The organism is Shewanella sp. KJ2020 (genome assembly GCF_024197625.1).
Classification (GTDB): domain Bacteria; phylum Pseudomonadota; class Gammaproteobacteria; order Enterobacterales; family Shewanellaceae; genus Shewanella.
The window spans coordinates 155,045-174,849 of the sequence record NZ_JAKUKD010000028.1 but is presented as its reverse complement, the minus strand read 5'-3'; the positions used below and the strand labels follow the sequence as shown (position 1 = coordinate 174,849).

Below are 19,805 nucleotides of genomic sequence, written 5' to 3'. Positions count from 1 at the left end.
ATGCTTTTCGTTTCCTCTTACTTGTGGTGAATAAGAAGTCTCTTTTAGCATGGGCGTAATTCAGGCTATAGCCTCAAGGAACAATCACCACCGCCAGAGGCGGTGGTTTTGGGATGACAATAAAATGATGTTTACACCAAGTGTTAGTTCATCTATTGGCTGGCATCATCGGACTGAGGGGCAATAGTCCCTTGAGCTGGTATCGTTTCGGGCTCTTCCCTTAACCACTCACGCCAAATGGCCACCAGCAGGGCCATCAATACTGGACCAACAAACAAACCGACAAAACCCATGGTTTTTACGCCGCCGATCAGACCGAAGAAAGTCGGTAAGAAGGGCAATTTAATCGGCCCACCGACAAGATTAGGCCTCAGGGTTTTATCGACGATAAAGAGCTCTATACTCCCCCACAGAAATAGCCCGACACCCGCAGTAAGATCGCCCGTCCCCACTAAGTAGAGGGAGATCAGCGTAAACATAGTGGGCGCACCGCCGGGTATTAACGCCATAAATGCCGTTAATACCCCAAAGGCCACGGCGGAAGGAACGCCTGCAATCCAATAGGCCGTGCCAAGTACAATGCCCTCACCTATGGCGATTAGTGTCATACCGATTACCGTTGAGCTAACCGTTGCAGGCACCACGCGGGAAAAACTGTGCCAGCGGATTGGTAGCACTCGCTCGCCGACAATATCCAACTGCCTTGCGATTTGTTCGCCGTCTTTATACAAGAAAAACAAAGTGATCAGCATAAAGAGTAAGGTCAATAATAATCCCAAGGTATTCCAGCCCAATTGCAACACCCAACGGGAAATACCACTCAGATTCTGGCCACTGATGGCACTGACAATTTTACCCAGCTCATGGGGCTCACCGATAAACTGTTGCCACTTGAGCGTTAACCATTCCCCTATCCCAGGAAAATCTTTAATCCATATAGGCACGGCCGCGCCATGTTGGTTAGCATGAACTAACCATTCGACCCAAGTTCTAATTTCTTGTAAAGCATAGGAAAATACAAATACCAGCGGAGTGACCAAGCCAAATACAATAAACACCATGGCAATACTCGCCGCCAATGCCGTGCGACCACCGCATTTTGCCAGCAGTTTTTGATAAAGCGGCCAACTCGAAAAACACACAATCAAGGCGGCTAAGGCGGGGACTAAAAAGTCGATAAAAAAGAATACGCCGGCACACAGCAACAGAACCAATAGGGTACGGCCAACCGCGGCATTACTGAAAATAGGTGCCATAGTCAAACTGCTCCTCGACTTAACGCTAGTAAGTAATGGCAAATGCCCTAACTATATAAAGATATCCAACAAACGCACAGCAGACTAACTTAGATAAACCAATAAATCATCTAATTAGGGCATTATAAATTGATCCTAAGAGGCTTGTTGCATTTTGGGAGTATGGGCTAACAGTGCATCGACTAACTCCTGAGGATCATCCACAACGAGGTTAACCATAGTTAACGACTCTGACAATTGTCCCATCCCGCCATAATAAACTTGGGGCTGTTTAAATAGCAGCTGCACATTGGCGGTATCGCCACGACCTATAGTCAATATTTCTGGTGATGATGCTGTAGATACCATGCCTAACGATTTATCATCCACTTTCTGGGACGGCGCCAGAGCCGAAAACGCCCCCAATTTCAGATCGCTTATCTGGGTTAAATCAATCGACATAAAACCCCAGATGCCGTTATTGATAATCAGCTTACCTTCCCTTTGATATAGGGAGTAATAACGGCTAATACGATAGTTGGCAGCGATTAATACCATTGAATACAAGAGCAAACCAGAAACCAATATAGCCGCAATATGGCTAACATTATCGAGTAGCCAGTAACTCAACATGGATGAGGCCATTAAACAAACAGTGGTAATTACAACATGCCAAGGCTGAGCACTAAGCAACTTAAGCTGGGTGATAGCCGATGGATGACGACGGGAAAAATAGGGAATGGCGTAATACCAACTCGCAGGTTCAGTGGCGAGTATTAAACCTAAGGTCAGCTTCTTATCGTCAGTAATTTTATCCTTTGAGGATTCAGAATTTGATGTGCCCTCAATGTTAAGCGATTGAGGTGCGTTCGCTCCTAGGTCCTTCTCTTGCTCCACAGTTGCGGCATATTGAGCAATTATCGCTAATCTTGGATCACCAGCCGCCTTTCTCGCCTGCCACAATCCCTTAATAATACTCACCATCAAGTACAGTTCTATGAGTAGCAACACCGCAATAATAGGGAAACGCAGCCAAGCGATAAACTCGAAATACTCTGCAATTTCATCAGGATAACTAAGGCGAGCCATTAGGCTACTCAAACTGAGGATGAGCAATAATTTCCAAGCTTTTTGCGCACCAATTTTGATAATCCAATACCAATAGAGCAGAGGCAGCAATACAAAATAGAGTGTCGTCACCACGGCTAAGGATAACTCTTCACGTGTGTTTGTGAGCTGCGCAGGCAGTAAATGAAAGCCTAGGATATATACCGAAATCATCAGTATGAGAAAGGCAATGCGATATTTAACTTGGCGTCTAAGTCGGTTTTTGAATATTTAACATCCCTGTTAACGAGTTTATTCGACATAGGGTTGTTAAAAGGTAATAACCATCCCCATGAGAGTGAAAACCAAGCAATCAGCTGGCTTAGCTGTGATATGGGGAGTTGTCACAACTAACACAAGGTTGAGTTAAAAATAATCAGCCAGATGATTAAACCATCACACCTAAAGCCAACTGCCTTGTTAGTTCAGCGGCGGGAATAGCCTGGCAGCCAGTGGCATTTTGGCCGCACCAAAGAGGGCTAAAATCGCCTAAACCTTGACCTTCTGCGGCGGCTCTCAGCCCCGCGACGGCACTTGAGGCGAGGGGAAAATCCGGCACTGCATCATTGATAGGCCCAAGTTCGACCATAAAACGATTCACAATACCGCGGGCGGGGCGGCCGGAAAATAAGTTAGTCAGCGCCGTATGTTGCGCCGCCTCACTTTGCAGTGCGGCGCGGTGGATATCACTGGTAGTGCATTCAGGGCAGAGTAAATAAGCCGTTCCCACCTGCACCGCAGATGCCCCCATTGCCATGGCGGCGCGCACAGTTTTCGCATCCACTATGCCACCAGCGGCAATCACAGGAATATCTACCGCCGCAATAATTTGCGGCAGTAGGCTAAAAGTCCCCAACTGTTCGGTTAAATCCCCAGATAAGAAATGTCCCCTATGGCCACCCGCCTCTAAACCTTGGGCAATAATCGCATCGACGCCACGGGCCTCTAACCACAGCGCCTCCTCGATTGTGGTCGCCGTGGAGATGACTTTTGATCCCCAGGATTTGATTTCCAGCAGCAATTCTTCATCGGGCAGACCGAAATGAAAGCTCACCACTTCGGGTTTAAATTTAGCGAGGACTTCTGCCTGCGCCTCGCTATAGGGCGCGCGCTGCACGCCAGTATGCTGCGCATTCGGGTCGAGATTAAACTCTGCAAAATAAGGACTAAGTTGTTCGAGCCAAGCCGCTTGCTTGGCAGCCTGTGGTAAGGGCTCGCTATGGCAAAAAAAGTTCACATTGAAAGGTTTAGTGGTCTTTGAGCGGATTTCTGTCAGCTCGGCCTCGAGCGCCTCAAGGGACAACATGGCACAGGGTAAGGAACCAAGCCCACCCGCCTGGGAAACGGCGATGGTAAGTGCACTGCCCTGCACTCCCGCCATAGGTGCTTGAATAATAGGAAATTCGATTCCAAATAATCGGGTTAACTGACACGGCATATCCCACCTCCTTGGTGCTCAATCCTGATAGGGGCCAGCGGCTAAACGCTGGGAGATCCACCATAAATTGCCAACGGGATCCCGTACTCCGCCTTGGCGATCGCCATAGGGTTTATCTGTAACGGCCATAATGAGTTCAGCTCCCGCTGCTACGGCCTGTTGCACTGACTTATCTGCATCTTCCACATACACATAATAAGAGGCTGGCATGGCTGGAAATGCCGCTGTCGCCTCGCTCAACATAAATTGGCAGTCACCAATCTGTATCTGTGCATTGGCTATCTTGCCATCGGGTCTATGGGAAAGGTGGATAACTTTTGCGCCAAAGGCTTGATTTAAAAATTCGACTAACAGTTGCGCATTGTCGACAATCATATACGGGTTGATGAGTGCAAATCCTGGCGGTATAAACATAGGAACTCCCTGTGACGCTACCTAAGATAAAGCAGAGCCTCACTATAAACTATGCCATAGTGTAAAAACCAGTCGCAGGGGGCTGAAGCACGGGCGTTTAGATGTAAACCTCAATGTTAAAATCATACTCTGAACTGATAAGAGTCGCCTAAATCAGATAGTCGGCGCCCAAGCCAACAAATAATGCCAGACCGGCCCAGTTATTATTGAGGAAGGCCTTAAAGCAAGGTGCTCTTTCACGACCAAAAATCAGCATCTGCTGGTAAGTGCTAAAGCCTACAAAGGTGAGTAATCCTAGGCCATATATTAAGCCTCGGTCGGCACTCCAACCGGCGGCGATAAAACACATCAGCGCGGCTAATTGAAATAAACCTATGATTTGGCGGTCATATTTACCAAACAAAATCGCAGTGGATTTAATGCCGACTTTTAAATCATCGTCCCTATCGACCATGGCATACATGGTATCGTAGGCGACAGTCCAGAACAAATTGGCCGCAAATAACCACCAGGCCTCGATCGGTACTTCACCCGTTTGGGCCGCATAGGCCATAGGAATAGACCAGCTCCACACTATGCCCAAAAACATCTGCGGCATATTAGTCACCCGCTTAGTAAAGGGGTAGATAATGGTGAGTATGATGCCAACGACGGATAACTTAACCACTAAGCCATTGAGCAGTAAGACTAACCCAAAGGCTGCTAAGCCTAAAACCACAAACAGTAATAGCGCTTCTTTGGTGCTGATTTCGCCACTAGCGAGGGGGCGGGATTTAGTGCGTTCAACATGGGAGTCGAGGTCGCGGTCGGCATAGTCGTTAATAATGCAGCCGCAGGCGCGCATGATCACTACGCCAACTACAAAGATAATCAAGACCTTAAGATCGGGCATGCCTCCCGCCGCTAACACCAGCGCCATTAAACAGGGCCAGAGTAATAACAAAGTGCCGATAGGGCGGTCGAGTCGAGTCAGGCGGGAATACACATCCCACTTCTGCTTTAAATTCATTAACTAGGTACTCCCACTCCTAATTTGAGCTCACATTTTTATCTCAACTTTCAGGGTGAGCATCATATACCCAAGCTCCCCCTGAAGCGAGTTTATGCCGATAAATGCTGTCACAAAATCATGACATTGGCGTCAATCAGAGTGCCTCTAATCGGGCGTAAGCTACGACCAGCCATTTGCTGCCAAAATCGTTAAAATTAACCTGCACCCTGGCCTGTGCACCACTGCCTTCAAAGTTAGTCACTTTGCCTTCGCCAAACTTAGGGTGATTGACTCTTTGGCCGACATTAAAACCCGTATCATTAGCTGCTGCGGATTTTTGGGTACTAAAACGATTATTCGCCATCGGTGTCGACACCTGCGCCTTTAAGCGAATTTCATCCACATATTGCGGCGGAATTTCCTTAATAAAACGCGATGGACGGGCGTAATCTTCACGGCCATAAATACGGCGGGATTCGGCGTAGGTGATATAGAGTTTTTCCATCGCACGGGTCATGCCCACGTAACAGAGGCGGCGTTCCTCATCGAGTCTGTCGCCCTCTTCGAGCGCCATCTTACTCGGGAAGATCCCCTCCTCGACACCCGCCATAAATACCATAGTGAACTCCAGCCCCTTGGCCGAGTGTAGTGTCATCAACTGCACCGCATCGGTAAAGGCATCGGCCTGACCTTCGCCCGCCTCTAATGCCGCGTGGGATAAAAAGGCATTCAGTTCGCCCATATCCTCAAGCTCCTCTGGCATTTCAAAGGTGCGTGCGGCGGTGACGAGTTCCTCTAAGTTTTCGATACGGGCGTGGGCCTTTTCACCCTTTTCCATCTCGTACATAGCCTTAAGGCCGGAGGCTTGGATCACTGTGTCGGCCATGCGATACAAGGCCATATCCCGAGTGTCATCCTGTAGGGTGACAATTAGATCCATAAAGCCACGCACCGCACTGGCTGCACGACCTGCGAGCACTTTTTCATCCAGCAGCCGTAAACTTGCCTGCCAGAGGGTAAGCTCTTGTTGACGTGCCGTAGTGCGTAAAATATCTAAGGTGCGATCACCAATCCCGCGGGGCGGCGTGTTGACCACCCGCTCGAAGGCGGCATCGTCATTTTTGTTGCTGATAAGCCGCATATAGCCCATAGCGTCTTTAATTTCTTGGCGTTCGAAGAAGCGAAGGCCACCGTAAATCCGATAGGCTAAGCCTTTGTGTAATAAGGCTTCTTCCAATACCCGCGACTGGGCATTCGAGCGATATAAAATCGCGCAGTCACTTAAATTGCCACCCTTTTCGTGCCAATCATTAATCCGGCCGACGATAAAGCGCGCCTCGTCCATTTCGTTAAAAGCGCAGTAGAGGGAAATAGGATCGCCATCGGCTTCGTCGGTCCACAGCTCTTTGCCTAAACGCTCGGGGTTATTGGCGATAAGGGCGTTAGACGCCTTCAAAATATTGCCCTTAGAACGATAATTTTGCTCGAGGCGAATGGTGGTGGCGGTAGGAAAATCTTGAAGGAAGCGATGCAGGTTTTCAACCTGGGCGCCACGCCAACCGTAGATCGATTGGTCGTCGTCACCCACTATCATCACATTGGCGGTTTGGCCGGCAAGCACTCTAATCCACGCATATTGAATGGCGTTGGTATCTTGGAACTCGTCCACCAGAATATGCTTAAAGCGTTCTTGATAATGGGCCAGTAGATGTGGCTTATTGAGCCAAAGTTCGTGGGCACGCAGCAGGATTTCGGCAAAGTCGACAAGACCTGCGCGATCGCAAGATTCTTGATAGACCTGATAAATTTTCAGCAGATTCTGTTCAATCGGGAAGCCACCCGCATCGATATGTTTTGGTCTTAATCCTTGGTCTTTTTTGCCATTGATATAGCCCTGCGCCTGACGGGGAGGATATTGTTTTTCATCTAAATTGAGGCTTTTAAGGATGCGTTTAATCAAACGCACTTGATCGTCAGAGTCGAGAATTTGGAAGCTTTGCGGTAATCCCGCATCTTGGAAGTGAGTGCGCAGCAAGCGATGCGCCAGCCCGTGGAAGGTGCCAATCCACATGCGGCCCATATTGGTACCAGCGACTTTTTCAACTCGCTCGCGCATCTCAGCCGCGGCTTTATTGGTAAAAGTCACGGCTAAAATCGAGTAAGGACTCTGCTGTTCAACCTGCATTAACCACGCAATACGGTGGGTTAACACCCGCGTTTTACCACTGCCCGCGCCCGCCAGTACTAACATGCTAGATTGCGGTGCCGCGACAGCCTCACGCTGTTTATCATTTAGGCCGTCAAGTAAAGAAGATACGTCCATTCTCGCCTCCAAAAAATCGAGGAGGCAGTATAACAGAAGAAATCCCACCTGCGCGCCTGATCCATAAGACAAGAGGCAGAAGGAAAGTGGTATGGAACAGTCCATTCTTAAACACTGTCATTCCCGCAATGCTTATGAGCGGGAATCCAGCTTTTATTTGTTTTGGGTAGGAATTAAACAAGGGCAAAGCTGTATTAATGATTCATAGAGAGGGTGTTCATCATTCTGTTTCAACGATTAAGCACTGTCATTCCAGTGACACGCCATTAACTCATCCCTGAGGGCTCGACGACGGCATCCATGCCGTCAACGGTCACCTCCATGTCAGTGCTTAATCTTGCCACACCCTACTGTAGTCTGACCCCCTTCTTACAAGCATAAACTCTGTAAATTTAACAATGGGTGGCTCGTTAATTCGTTAATTTTTCTGTCTTCTTATAGCCGTCATTCCCGCAATGCTTGTGGGCGGGAATCCAGCTCTTCGGTAACAGATCTTTGTCTAGAGGAGGAATTAAACAAGGGCAAAGCTGTATTAATGATTCATAGAGAGGGTGTTCATAATTCTGTATCAGCAATTAAGCACTGTCATTCCAGTGACACGCAGCAAGCACATCCCTGTGTGCTCGACCGTGACATCCATGTCACGGACGGTCACTTCCATGACAGTACTTAATATTGAGTAATCTGACCCCCTTCTTACAAGCATGCGCTCTGTAAATTTAACAATGGGTGGCTAGTTAATTGATAACATTCAGATACTCTGAACACTCAACTTTGAGCAATCCCGAATAGGACGAGGGTTCCTGCCATGCAGCATCGCTCAATTGAAGGGGGGAGGATCAAATCTCTACAGCTTTAAGCTCCCAGTACCGCCTCCTAAAACAATTTTTATAAGGGTGAAATAAGATCTTTTTTTGCAACTTGATAAATTTATTGGGAATAAGATATATTCATTCACATAAAATGGTAAAAAATGCTAAATTCTAGATATTTTCATAAATGAGATTTAACTAATGCTTGATACAATTGAACCAAATGAATTAGTGCATCTAAAAAACATTGAAAAAGCATGTGGATTTAAATTAACACAGAAGCAAACCATAGAAAATAACGTTGGCTATTGTGTCACAGATGGAAAAATAACTAAACTTAGCCTTTTAAGAAAACGTATAAAAGACTTGAATTTAATTTTCAAGCTATCCTTTTTAGAATATCTTGATTTAAGTTATACCAACATTAATTATTTGCCTGAAGAAATAAGTGAGCTAACAGCTTTGAAGGTATTAAGAATTAATGGAAACTATCTTGATAACTTGCCTAAAGGCATCGAAAACCTAAGCTTACTAAAGGAGCTATTGGTCAGTGATAACAAATTAAAATCATTACCTAAAGAAATATTTTCTTTAACGTCATTAACTCTTCTCGGTGCAGGCAAAAACAAAATTGAAACATTACCAAAAGAAATTTCCAACTTAAAAGAACTACATAAGCTATGGCTAGCTGATAACATATTAACTGAGATCCCTGATGAATTAACAGATTTATCCAACCTAAGAAAATTAGACTTAAGTAACAACTTGATATTTTCACTCCCATTAAAAATAGGAAGGTTATCAAAGTTAAAATTTATAAATGCAAGTAATAACAACTTACAAGAAATACCTGACAGCATCACCAACATTCAAACCTTAGAAAACCTAATATTTAATAACAATGATATAGATTATTTACCAAGAGATTTAGAAAATCTATCTTCAATTTCACATTTAAATGTGTCTGGTAATAATATAAAAATTCTACCAGACAGCATAACAAAGCTAATCAGCCTTAAAGACTTAAGAGCTAATGATAATAGAATAAGATTAATACCTGAAAATATTGGCGAGCTAAGAGAATTAAAATCTATCCATTTAGCAGGGAACTATATAAGCGAAATACCTGACAGCGTTGTCCTCCTACAAGAGTTAAAAGTAATATTCCTTGATGCCAATGACATATCAGAGATCAATAGTCACATTGGTGAATTACATAATCTTGTTTCACTTTCATTAAGTAATAACAATATAAAAACAATCCCAAGCTTCATTAGAGAATTAAAGGCGTTAGAGCACCTTTTTTTGAATGAAAATTTAATTACTGAAGTTCCATCATGGATCACAAAACTAAAAAAACCTTTGATTTGGAAAAGTAATAGATCTGACCCTGGTAGCAATGATGGTATTAACCTTTATGGTAATCCAATCGAAACGCCTCCTATTGAAATAATGTCTGAAGGACATGCTGCTGTAGTCAATTATTTCGAATCCTTTACCAACCAAAGACCTGAAGAGATTGTTAGACTATACGAAGGTAAGCTTCTTATTGTTGGTGAAGGGGATGTTGGAAAAACCTATCTGACAAATCGGCTAATTCATGAAAAAATACCATCCGGCGAAACAACTAGAGGTATTGACATTCACGAATGGGTTATCAACACAAAAAATATTAAAAATTTCAGAGTTAATTTATGGGATTTTGCTGGCCAAGCGATATGTCATGCTACCCACCAATTTTTTCTAACAAGTAGATCTTTATATTTATTTATATGGGAAGCGAGAAGCGACCAAGACATAGTGAACTTCGATTACTGGCTAAATATAATAAAACTCCTAAGCAATGGTTCACCTGTATTAGTGGTGATGAATAAGAGCGACGTCCGCTTCAAATCTATTGACCAAGCAGCCATTCAAAAAGAGTTCCCAAATGTAATAGGATTTCATGATATCAGCGCAAAGACAGGAGCTGGTGTAGCAGAGCTCAGAGAGCGTATATATGCCCAAATGGAAGCTCTACCTATGATAGGAAAAAAATTAATAAAGAAATGGGTAGATATTAGAAAAAAATTAGAGTCAATGCATGAATCGAATTATATTTCATATGTAGACTATGTGAATATATGTAAGAATCACTCATTAACTAAAGATCAAGCTGATAATTTAGCGCGTTATTACCATGATCTTGGTGTTATATTACATTTTAATGAAAATACAATTCTAGATAAAATCGTAATATTAAATCCAGAGTGGGCAACTGATGCAGTTTATACTGTAGTAGATAATAGTAAAATTCAAAAAGAAAATGGAGTTCTTAACTTCCGCCAACTAGAAACTATTTGGTGTGACTATGAACCATCAACTCATATATTCTTAATCGAATTAATGAAAAAATTCGAAATTTGTTTTGAATTAAAAAACAATAAAGACTTTATTATCCCTGAGCTTTTACATCCGACAAGATTAAACTTTGAATGGGACTATTTCAACAATCTATGCTTTGTATATAAATACTCATTCATGCCCGCAGGAATTATAACCAGATTCACCGTTCGCCAGCATGAGATAATATATAACAGCATTTACTGGAGAAATGGTGTTTGCATAGAATGGGATAATGCAAAAGCTCTAGTTGTATCAGATCCATTCTCAAAGACAATAAGTATAAACATTAATGGAGAGAATAAAAAAGAACTACTCGCAATTATCAGGAAAGATATACAATCAATACACCAATCATTAAATAATCCAAAGCATGATGAAATGATTCCATGCATTTGCGACGATTGCAAAAAAGATAGTAGCGGTAGCTTTCACCTATATAGTAAAATACAGAAACTACAAAGCAATAGAAAAAGAACAATTCAATGCGATAGTGGAAGTGATATTAAAATTAGCGACCTATTAGGTGAGTATGGTATTGATGAAAACAACTCAGAGAAAACCAGTACATACAATATCAATAACGGAATTATTATCGGTGAAAATTCAAGAATAGATAATAATATAACTACTCATGGAGACCACAGTGGTATTGATAATACAATTGGAGATTATAACACTAAAAATACAAATGAAAATTTAGTCATAAATGATTTCCCAGCAAAGCCATGGTATGAAAAATTAGCTTTATTCATCACAATAATAAGTGGCTTAATAGCTGTTTATATTTTTTTAAAACCTTCACAATCCAATGAAAATATTGAAAAAAAACCTCAAATTGAAATAACCACCAAAGAAAGTTCGGTATCAAAATCTGAAATACCGTCTAATAAAAACCCTGAATCTCTCATTCAACATGAAATGCAATCCAGAAGTGGATCTTCGTCAAAAGTTCAATCTGCAACAATCTCCAAATACGACCCGGAATCAAACGTGCAATCTGTAACAAGCTCCAGAAACGATATGAAATCGGATGCTCAACCTAGAACAAGCACTAAAAACGATAAGGAGTCATAACATCAAAGAACCCTAACTACATTGTTAGAATAGCCTACCCTTATTCAACATTATAAAAGACGATTTAATATTATAATCTCTTTTGTAATATGAGTTCTTTAAATCGTTCTTAACTCAATGATGGTGGGAAAAAATGTTTAACGAGACATCCACTGTTAAATTTTGCTACGTAAAGACCTAATAGGGTAAAACAGGGTATCCAGAAATCTTCAATGCTTTAAGTGACCAACAGCAAACTTCATAATCAAAGGAATACGCCATCCCCTCGGAGTTGCCGCAGGGCGAATAGACAAATTGCGTGAGTCTCGGCATGGTCGTTCTCGTGCATCCATGCACTTCACGACATTCAGGCATCCTGCCTATCAGATGCCGAGATAGCGTCAGTCGAATCAGGGACGAGCGTCTGACGCGATAGCATAAGGGCGCTAATTGCCCAAGGGGCTTTCAACTCCGTTAGGGGCGTCTTGGCTGATGTTAAAACAATAGGCAAGGAGGATAGGACGAGCAGTCCTCCTTGGTCGGCTCTTGATTAAAAAACAGGGGGTGAAGCCCCACGACTTTGCTTACTGGCAAAGCCTTAAAACTTTGCACTCACGACAACACCGTTGAAATTAAGGCAATCTTTGATTCTTTGCTGCTGAACCGCGCTAAGCGTGTCGATATCATGGAAGGCGAACTCTGAATGTTCGTGGCTTAAACAAATTGCCGTATCAGGCGAGGGTTGTACTAGCTCGCAGCGAAAGATAAAGGCTTGGGATTGATAGGCACTGTGGTAATAAACGCCGCTCAGGTAGTGGATATTGACCTCAAGCCCCAATTCCTCTTTGCATTCACGCAGCAGCGCCTCGTGAATGGTCTCACCGGGTTCTAAGGCGCCGCCGGGCAATCCCCAAGCAAAATTGCCATAGTTCGCTTTGAGCAGCAGCACTTGACCCGAGTCATTGGTAATTACCCCATGGCTACTCAGCCGAAACCTATCTTCAAATGCCATATACCAACCCCATAGTCCACTCTTTTTACTATCTAACTATTTGCCATTAAAGGTGTTACAGCTAGCAAGCTTGCCCGAGGTAAAACCGGTATTAAACCATTTCACTCTGTCCGCAGATCTGCCGTGGGTAAAGGCCTCAGGTTGCACGGCGCGACCCGCCATTTCTTGCAGACGATCATCACCCACGGCACTCGCCGCCGCAATGCCCTCTTCCACATCGCCGGCTTCGAGCAGATTAAGTTGTCTATCAACATAATGCCCCCACACACCGGCATAACAGTCGGCTTGCAATTCAATGGCAACACTCAGTTGATTAGCCTGCGCCTTGCCAGCGGCGGGCTGGGCCTGACGCACTTTAGTGCTAGTGCCGAGCAGGTTTTGTACATGGTGACCGACCTCGTGGGCAATCACATAGGCAAAGGCGAAATCACCGGGCGCGCCTAAGGTTTTAAGCTCATCGAGAAAGCTAAGATCGATATAAACCTTGCTATCGGCGGGGCAATAAAAAGGCCCTGACTGCGCCTGTCCCATGCCACAGCCAGTGGAGGTCATATTGCGATAGAGCACTAGCTTAGGTTCGATATATCGCCCTTGTAGCAATTGATTCCAAACGGTCTCGGTCGTGCCAAGAATCGCCGCTACAAACTGGGCATTTTCATCTTGAGCCGCAGTGTTGCTCGCCGATTGTGACTGACTAAACCCCGCCTGATTGCTGGGCTCAAGGGATAAGCCGCCGGTAAAGTATTGAAACGCGAAATACAGTCCGCCGAGGAGCAGTACCACTCGGCCGATTTTGGTTCTCAGCAGGAAATGCAACAACCGGAGCAGCAACGCACTGGGCACACCCGCCGACGCCATTTGTTGGCCCCGTCTGTCTTCGATATTTGAGCTGCGGTCACTGTTACGCCAACGCATTGGATTTCCTAGGCAAAGGGGGATGGAATATAGATTTCAGTTTAGCCGCTTTATACAAATCATTTGCTATTAACTATGTTTAGTCGCTCGATCCATGGCCGCTTTAAGCTGTTGTTCTTGCTCTGCCTTTTTGACTTTTTCATGCTCGGCAAGCTGTTTATTCGCCTCAATCACACAGCGCTGTTGATCTAGCATTGGCCCATAGGGATCGACATCTGTCCTTGCGGAGCAGGCCAAATCGGCGCATGCCGATGTGAGTAATGATGCGGATAAGACTAACATAATCAATGGAATTTTCATCTTCGGTGCCTCAATAAATTCAACCAAATGGCTACACTTAGTCAAGCTAGCATGGGCAAGCTTTACCTGACCTGTATCAATGCTGCACGTAACAGATGTTGACAGGGATTTTTTAAAGGAAAACACTGGGTGCTGATTTTTTATCCACCTAAAACCGATTATTGAATCGTTAAATTAAGATAAGGACTGCGCTTGAATACTCTACTCCTAGGGAAAGGTGAGCAACAGGTTCACTTAAATCTTAAATATGCCAATCGTCATGGGCTTATCGCAGGCGCAACGGGTACGGGGAAAACCGTTTCGTTGATGAGCCTAGCCGAGGGGTTTTCACGCCAAGGTGTGCCGGTATTTATCACTGATATCAAAGGGGATATTTCAGGGCTTGCCATGGCGGGCACGCCAAACGACAAACTGTTACAACGGGCGGCTCAAATCGGGATCGAGGACTATCAAACCGAGGCCAATCCCGTCGTGTTCTGGGATTTAGCGGGAGAGCAAGGGCATCCGTTACGCACTACGGTGAGTGAAATGGGCCCGACCTTGCTTGGCCGCATCCTCGAGCTTAATGACACCCAAAGCGGCATTTTAGATATCGTCTTTCAACTGGCGGACGATCAAGGATTGTTGCTGCTCGATTTAGATGATCTGCGAGCCATGCTGACCTTAGTCGCCGATGAGCGCAAAGAAATTTCAGCCAAATATGGCCTTATCAGCGCCCAATCCCTCGCCGCAATTCAGCGAGCCGTGCTCGGTTTAGAGCGCGATGGCGGTAAAGACTTTTTTGGCGAACCCGCATTACAACTCGAAGATTTGATGCGCACTAACTTACAGGGGCGTGGCATCATCAATTTGCTCGCCGCCAATAAACTTATTTTAACACCAAGGTTATATTCAAGTTTTCTACTCTGGCTGTTATCAGAGCTATTTGAAAATCTGCCTGAGGTTGGCGATCTCGACAAACCTAAACTGATCTTTTTTATCGATGAGGCGCATCTACTATTTGAGGGGTGCCCGCCGAGCCTATTAAAACGGGTTGAACAAATTATGCGGCTTATCCGCTCCAAGGGCGTTGGCGTTTATTTTTGTTCACAATTTCCGGACGATGTTCCCAATGAAATCCTCGGCCAACTCGGCAATCGTATTCAGCACGCCCTCAGGGCGTACACGCCGAGGGATCAAAAAGCCGTTAAAACTGCGGCCGAAACCTTTGTACCCAACCCTAAGCTCGTCGTCACGGATGTGATATCCCAACTGGCGGTGGGTGAAGCCTTAGTATCCATGTTGGCCGATAAAGGCGTGCCCACTATGGTAGAACGTGCGCTCATCGCCCCACCCCGCTGCCGTATGGGGCCGGCATTGCCCGATGAGCTGCAACAAATTCGCGCACAAAGCCCTATTGGTGGCAAATATGACCGCTTAATCAACCGCGAATCGGCCTATGAATTACTTCACAACCGGCGCTCTGATAGTGAGCCCGCGCCATCAACAGCCTCTGAATCAAGATCCTCTGAAAATACAGATCAAGCGAATCCAAAAACAGAAGAACAGGGTTGGTTTAGCGAGCTTATCTTCGGCAATAAACGCCGCCAAGGTTTAGCCGAAACCCTTGCCAAACAAACGGCGCGCACTGTGGGCAATCAATTAGGAAAACAAATTCTGCGGGGGCTTCTAGGGGGAATATTGGGTAAATCAACCCGCAGATAGGCATGGTTATCTGCCTATGCAGGCTTGACGGTAGTCACCGTGCTCTAGGTCGCATATTTTATAGACAGTTTAGCACTACCAATAGCATGAATTATTCTAAGTAAGGGATAGATCTTGCCACGGATTTCGGTGATAAGATTATTTTGCGAGTCCAGCTCAGAGAGGCAAACAAATTCAAATAAATTATCAATGATTTTAAATAATTGCGATTTAAAAATGTTGTAATTCGAGATTTAACGTTTCGCTTCAGTCAGGACATCATGGTACAGGTTTTACGCGTATGGCTTACATGATTAGCCTGATGAACAACCACAAAGTACATGGAGTTAGCTATGAGTAAAGAGCAAAAAAACCGCAAAGAAACGAAAAAGAAGCCGTTAATGTCTGCAAAGGAAAAAAGAGCAGCAAAACACGCTAAAAATGCTTCTAAGGGTTTCTTAGAAAACACTAAATAGTGTTGTGCCAGCGCATTTGATATCAATTGCGTACTCAATAGAGGGTTAACTTAGGTTAGCCCTTTTTATATTCTCTTCTATTAGTCTCTAATTAAGCTTAAGCCCTGCAAAAACGTCCATTTATCATCTGCGCAGTAACAAATTGAAGCGATTGTTTTATAACAGTTAATCCCTAAAAATCCCTGTATTTAAAAATGTCACCTAGACTAAAGCAAAATCTACATTCCGCAGATCTTTTGCTAAGGTATAAAACCACCATTAAAGCGCAAAAACAGACTTAGCGGGATACAAGGTGAACTTGCTTCATCTAGCATTGAAGGCTAAACAGAGTGCAACATTTTAGGGCCGATACTGAGTTAATTACTTGTTAACTAGTCAGTTAAATCGTTCAAAAACCGAAACTCTGAGTGACAAAACAGCATTCAAAGTCTGTATTTTGAGCAGTTTTGGGTATATAAGTAGTAATACTAAAGTCAGCAGTTAACAGAGTCGATTTTAATAGCCCTATATAACACAATAAAAAATAAGGATATTTCAATATGAAAATCAACAAACGTTTTATCGCCGTCGGTACTGCACTGACACTCTCACTCAGCGCTGCCACTATGGCCGCCGCACCCGCATTTATTAATATTCTCACCGGTGGTACCAGCGGTGTTTATTACCCCATAGGTGTTGCCCTATCCCAACTCTATGGTACGGGCATTGAAGGGGCCAAAACCTCAGTTCAAGCGACTAAGGCCTCGGTTGAAAACCTCAACTTGCTGCAGGCGGGTCGTGGGGAGCTAGCCTTAGCACTAGGTGATTCCGTTGCCGCCGCCTACCAGGGGGATGTCGATGCTGGCTTTAAAAAGCCATTAGATAAAATCCGTGTTATTGCCGCAGCTTACCCTAACTATATTCAAATTGTGGCCAATAAAGAGTCTGGTATCAAAACCTTGGCCGATTTAAAAGGCAAACGTATCTCTGTTGGCGCGCCTAAATCGGGCACCGAACTCAATGCTCGCGCCATCTTCAAAGCGGCGGGATTAAGTTACGAGGATATGGGCAAAGTAGAGTTTTTACCCTATGCCGAATCCGTTGAATTAATCAAAAATCGCCAATTAGACGCGACGTTACAGTCATCGGGCTTAGGTATGGCGGCAATTCGCGATCTTGCGGCGTCTATGCCCATTAACTTTGTCGAGATCCCTGAAGATGTAGTGCTAAAAATCAATAATCCAGCCTATCAGTACGGGGTTATTCCTGCTACCACCTACGAAGGCCAAACTGCCGATGTGTCCACGGTTGCCATTCAAAACCTATTCGTCACTCAAAGTGGTGTCTCAGATGATTTAGCCTATCAAATGGCAAAAATCATGTTTGAAAACCTAGAGCGTCTAGGCAATGCCCACTCGGCCGCCAAGACGATTAGCTTAGATAACGCGACTAAAAAACTACCTGCACCGCTTCACCCTGGTGCTGAGCGTTATTTCAAAGAAGTTGGCGCACTTTAAGCCTTCATTTTAACCTGTGCGACCGATTCTCCACTTAAGCACTTGAGCTAACAATTAGGCTCAAGTGCTATGTCGCCCTCTGTAGTCTAATGCTGTGAGGCATAATATGAGCGATTCCGAACAAGGCCTTGGTGCCAAGCCCGGCGACTGGCCCAAGGCACTATTTTATACCGCCTTAATTTTCTCTATTTTTCAAATTATTACCGCCGCTTTTCATCCAGTATCGACCCAAGTATTGCGTGCGACCCATGTGGGCTTTCTACTCTTAGTGGTATTTTTAAGTTATCCCGCTGTGGGCAAATCTCGCCCTTGGCAGCCCTTAGCTTGGTTGCTTGGCCTTGCTGGTATGGCAACAGCGGCCTACCAATGGATTTTTGAAGCCGATCTGATCCAGCGTTCCGGTGAATTGACCGATGCCGATATGGTGATTGGCATTATTTTGATTGTATTAGTCTTTGAAGCCGCACGCCGAGTCATGGGTTGGGCATTGCCGATCATTTGCTGTATTTTCTTGGCCTATGGTTTATTCGGCCAATATCTTCCCGGTGACTTAATGCACCGAGGCTACGGCGTTGATCAGATTATCAATCAGTTATCCTTTGGTACTGAAGGCCTCTATGGTACGCCGACCTATGTGTCGGCAACGTACATCTTCCTATTTATCCTCTTTGGCGCCTTTTTAGAACAGGCGGGGATGATCCGTCTCTTCACCGATTTTGCGATGGGGTTATTCGGCCACAAGCTTGGCGGCCCCGCAAAAGTTGCCGTGGTCTCTTCCGCTATGATGGGGACTATTACAGGTTCTGGTGTCGCTAACGTAGTCACCACTGGGCAATTTACCATTCCACTGATGAAACGCTTCGGTTATCGTCCCGCCTTTGCTGGCGGGGTGGAAGCAACCTCGAGTATGGGCAGCCAAATTATGCCCCCCATTATGGGGGCTGTGGCTTTTATCATGGCCGAAACCATTAACGTGCCTTTTATCGAAATCGCTAAAGCGGCGTTAATCCCCGCCTTATTGTATTTCTGCTCGGTATTCTGGATGGTACATTTAGAGGCCAAACGCGCTAATCTGTGCGGCCTACCTAAGGATCAATGTCCCGATCCCTGGGCCGCGATTAAGGAACGCTGGTATTTACTTATCCCCTTGTTTATTTTGATCTATCTGCTTTTTTCCGGCAGAACGCCCCTCTTTTCAGGTATGGTCGGTTTAGCACTGACCTCGATTGTTATCTTAGGCTCGGCTATCGTCTTAAGGCTGCCATCGAATGCGATGCGTTTTGCATTTTGGATTGCCCTTGGGGTGCTGTGCGCAGGTTTCTTCCAACTAGGGATTGCAGTGGTATTTGCGGTAATTGCCCTATTGGTGGCGGTATGTTGGTTTATTAAGGGCGGCAAAGATACCCTGACAATCTGCTTGCATGCTTTGGTGGAAGGTGCACGTCACGCCGTCCCCGTGGGGATAGCTTGTGCCTTAGTGGGAGTGATTATCGGCATAGTGTCACTGACGGGTATCGCCTCAACCTTTGCCAGTTACATTCTGGCGGTAGGGCAAGATAATCTGTTCTTATCCTTAGTGTTAACTATGCTCACTTGTCTGGTATTGGGTATGGGGATCCCGACTATCCCAAACTACATTATCACCAGTTCAATTGCCGCCCCTGCTCTGCTGGATTTAGGCGTGCCCTTGATAGTGTCCCATATGTTTGTGTTCTATTTTGGCATCATGGCCGATCTCACCCCGCCTGTCGCTTTGGCCTGCTTTGCCGCCGCCCCGATTGCAAAGGAGTCGGGATTTAAGATCAGTCTTTGGGCGATTCGTATCGCTATTGCTGGCTTTGTGATCCCCTTTATGGCGGTTTACGATCCCGCATTAATGCTACAAAGCGATAGTTGGTTAGCCACTATTTATGTGCTAATAAAAGTCACTGTCGCCATCGGGATTTGGGGAGTGGTCTTTACTGGCTACCTGCTGCAAAAGCTGTATCTATGGGAGAGGGTTATTGGCTTCCTTGCGGGAGCGAGTTTGATCCTGGCGACACCACTCAGTGATGAAATAGGTTTTGGGCTTGCCTTGCTGTTTATAGTGCAGCACAGCTGGCGGGCGCGCAAACTTAAACGCCTTGCAGAACAAGGATAAGCCTTGGAATTACCTGCTATTAATC

14 protein-coding genes are annotated in these 19,805 nt (G+C 45.0%); 5 read left to right on the top strand and 9 right to left on the bottom strand.

Annotation, left to right across the window (positions count from 1 at the left end; genetic code table 11):
• Positions 1-152: 152 nt before the first annotated feature.
• The 6 genes from MJO46_RS15340 to uvrD form a co-directional block, all read right to left on the bottom strand.
• The gene (locus tag MJO46_RS15340) at positions 153-1,256 is read right to left on the bottom strand and encodes an AI-2E family transporter (RefSeq protein ID WP_253990062.1); all 1,104 of its coding nucleotides are present in this window, start codon (positions 1,254-1,256) and stop codon (positions 153-155) included.
• A 135-nt stretch (positions 1,257-1,391) separates the two neighbouring features.
• Positions 1,392-2,516 carry a hypothetical protein gene (locus MJO46_RS15335; protein WP_253990061.1) on the bottom strand — a complete coding sequence of 375 codons (1,125 nt, stop codon included), beginning with the start codon at positions 2,514-2,516 and terminating at the stop codon, positions 1,392-1,394.
• Positions 2,517-2,730: 214 nt separating this feature from the next.
• Entirely contained in the window at positions 2,731-3,780 is a 1,050-nt protein-coding gene (locus MJO46_RS15330; RefSeq protein ID WP_253990060.1) for a nitronate monooxygenase, read from the bottom strand.
• 18 nt (positions 3,781-3,798) lie between these two features.
• Positions 3,799-4,194, bottom strand: a complete 396-nt coding sequence (locus MJO46_RS15325) for a glyoxalase/bleomycin resistance/extradiol dioxygenase family protein (RefSeq protein ID WP_253990059.1) — start codon at positions 4,192-4,194, stop codon at positions 3,799-3,801.
• A 148-nt stretch (positions 4,195-4,342) separates the two neighbouring features.
• Positions 4,343-5,203: a 4-hydroxybenzoate octaprenyltransferase gene (ubiA, locus tag MJO46_RS15320; protein WP_253990058.1), complete on the bottom strand. Its 861-nt coding sequence runs from the start codon at positions 5,201-5,203 to the stop codon at positions 4,343-4,345.
• 136 nt (positions 5,204-5,339) lie between these two features.
• Positions 5,340-7,508 (bottom strand): DNA helicase II, encoded by a 2,169-nt coding sequence (gene uvrD, locus MJO46_RS15315; protein ID WP_253990057.1) that lies wholly within the window; start codon positions 7,506-7,508, stop codon positions 5,340-5,342.
• Positions 7,509-8,521: 1,013 nt separating this feature from the next.
• Between uvrD and MJO46_RS15310 the strand changes: the two genes are divergently transcribed.
• Positions 8,522-11,779, top strand: a complete 3,258-nt coding sequence (locus MJO46_RS15310; protein ID WP_253990056.1) for a COR domain-containing protein — start codon at positions 8,522-8,524, stop codon at positions 11,777-11,779.
• 577 nt (positions 11,780-12,356) lie between these two features.
• Here the strand turns inward: MJO46_RS15310 and MJO46_RS15305 are convergent.
• From MJO46_RS15305 to MJO46_RS15295, 3 genes are all read right to left on the bottom strand, one after another.
• Positions 12,357-12,770 (bottom strand): NUDIX hydrolase, encoded by a 414-nt coding sequence (locus MJO46_RS15305; protein ID WP_253990055.1) that lies wholly within the window; start codon positions 12,768-12,770, stop codon positions 12,357-12,359.
• A gap of 36 nt (positions 12,771-12,806) precedes the next feature.
• Complete coding sequence (locus tag MJO46_RS15300) at positions 12,807-13,685, bottom strand: neutral zinc metallopeptidase (protein WP_253990054.1); 879 nt, start codon at positions 13,683-13,685, stop codon at positions 12,807-12,809.
• 69 nt (positions 13,686-13,754) lie between these two features.
• Positions 13,755-13,985, bottom strand: a complete 231-nt coding sequence (locus MJO46_RS15295) for a hypothetical protein (RefSeq protein ID WP_253990053.1) — start codon at positions 13,983-13,985, stop codon at positions 13,755-13,757.
• A gap of 192 nt (positions 13,986-14,177) precedes the next feature.
• Between MJO46_RS15295 and MJO46_RS15290 the strand changes: the two genes are divergently transcribed.
• The 4 genes from MJO46_RS15290 (at position 14,178) to MJO46_RS15280 (ending at position 19,780) form a co-directional block, all read left to right on the top strand.
• The gene (locus MJO46_RS15290) at positions 14,178-15,689 is read left to right on the top strand and encodes a helicase HerA-like domain-containing protein (protein ID WP_253990052.1); all 1,512 of its coding nucleotides are present in this window, start codon (positions 14,178-14,180) and stop codon (positions 15,687-15,689) included.
• A gap of 332 nt (positions 15,690-16,021) precedes the next feature.
• On the top strand, positions 16,022-16,144 hold the full coding sequence (locus MJO46_RS19935) for a hypothetical protein (protein ID WP_269819992.1): 123 nt from the start codon (positions 16,022-16,024) through the stop codon (positions 16,142-16,144).
• A gap of 539 nt (positions 16,145-16,683) precedes the next feature.
• The gene (locus MJO46_RS15285) at positions 16,684-17,640 is read left to right on the top strand and encodes a TAXI family TRAP transporter solute-binding subunit (protein WP_253990051.1); all 957 of its coding nucleotides are present in this window, start codon (positions 16,684-16,686) and stop codon (positions 17,638-17,640) included.
• Positions 17,641-17,746: 106 nt separating this feature from the next.
• Positions 17,747-19,780 (top strand): TRAP transporter permease, encoded by a 2,034-nt coding sequence (locus tag MJO46_RS15280; RefSeq protein ID WP_253990050.1) that lies wholly within the window; start codon positions 17,747-17,749, stop codon positions 19,778-19,780.
• Positions 19,781-19,805 lie beyond the last annotated feature (25 nt).

Coding starts and splice junctions, on each gene's coding strand:
- MJO46_RS15310 (WP_253990056.1), top strand. CDS start 8,522: ATGCTTGATACAATTGAACCAAATGAATTAGTGCATCTAAAAAACATT.
- MJO46_RS15340 (WP_253990062.1), bottom strand. CDS start 1,256: ATGGCACCTATTTTCAGTAATGCCGCGGTTGGCCGTACCCTATTGGTT.
- MJO46_RS15280 (WP_253990050.1), top strand. CDS start 17,747: ATGAGCGATTCCGAACAAGGCCTTGGTGCCAAGCCCGGCGACTGGCCC.
- MJO46_RS15330 (WP_253990060.1), bottom strand. CDS start 3,780: ATGCCGTGTCAGTTAACCCGATTATTTGGAATCGAATTTCCTATTATT.
- MJO46_RS15300 (WP_253990054.1), bottom strand. CDS start 13,685: ATGCGTTGGCGTAACAGTGACCGCAGCTCAAATATCGAAGACAGACGG.
- uvrD (WP_253990057.1), bottom strand. CDS start 7,508: ATGGACGTATCTTCTTTACTTGACGGCCTAAATGATAAACAGCGTGAG.
- MJO46_RS15295 (WP_253990053.1), bottom strand. CDS start 13,985: ATGAAAATTCCATTGATTATGTTAGTCTTATCCGCATCATTACTCACA.
- MJO46_RS19935 (WP_269819992.1), top strand. CDS start 16,022: ATGAGTAAAGAGCAAAAAAACCGCAAAGAAACGAAAAAGAAGCCGTTA.
- ubiA (WP_253990058.1), bottom strand. CDS start 5,203: ATGAATTTAAAGCAGAAGTGGGATGTGTATTCCCGCCTGACTCGACTC.
- MJO46_RS15325 (WP_253990059.1), bottom strand. CDS start 4,194: ATGTTTATACCGCCAGGATTTGCACTCATCAACCCGTATATGATTGTC.
- MJO46_RS15285 (WP_253990051.1), top strand. CDS start 16,684: ATGAAAATCAACAAACGTTTTATCGCCGTCGGTACTGCACTGACACTC.
- MJO46_RS15335 (WP_253990061.1), bottom strand. CDS start 2,516: ATGATTTCGGTATATATCCTAGGCTTTCATTTACTGCCTGCGCAGCTC.
- MJO46_RS15305 (WP_253990055.1), bottom strand. CDS start 12,770: ATGGCATTTGAAGATAGGTTTCGGCTGAGTAGCCATGGGGTAATTACC.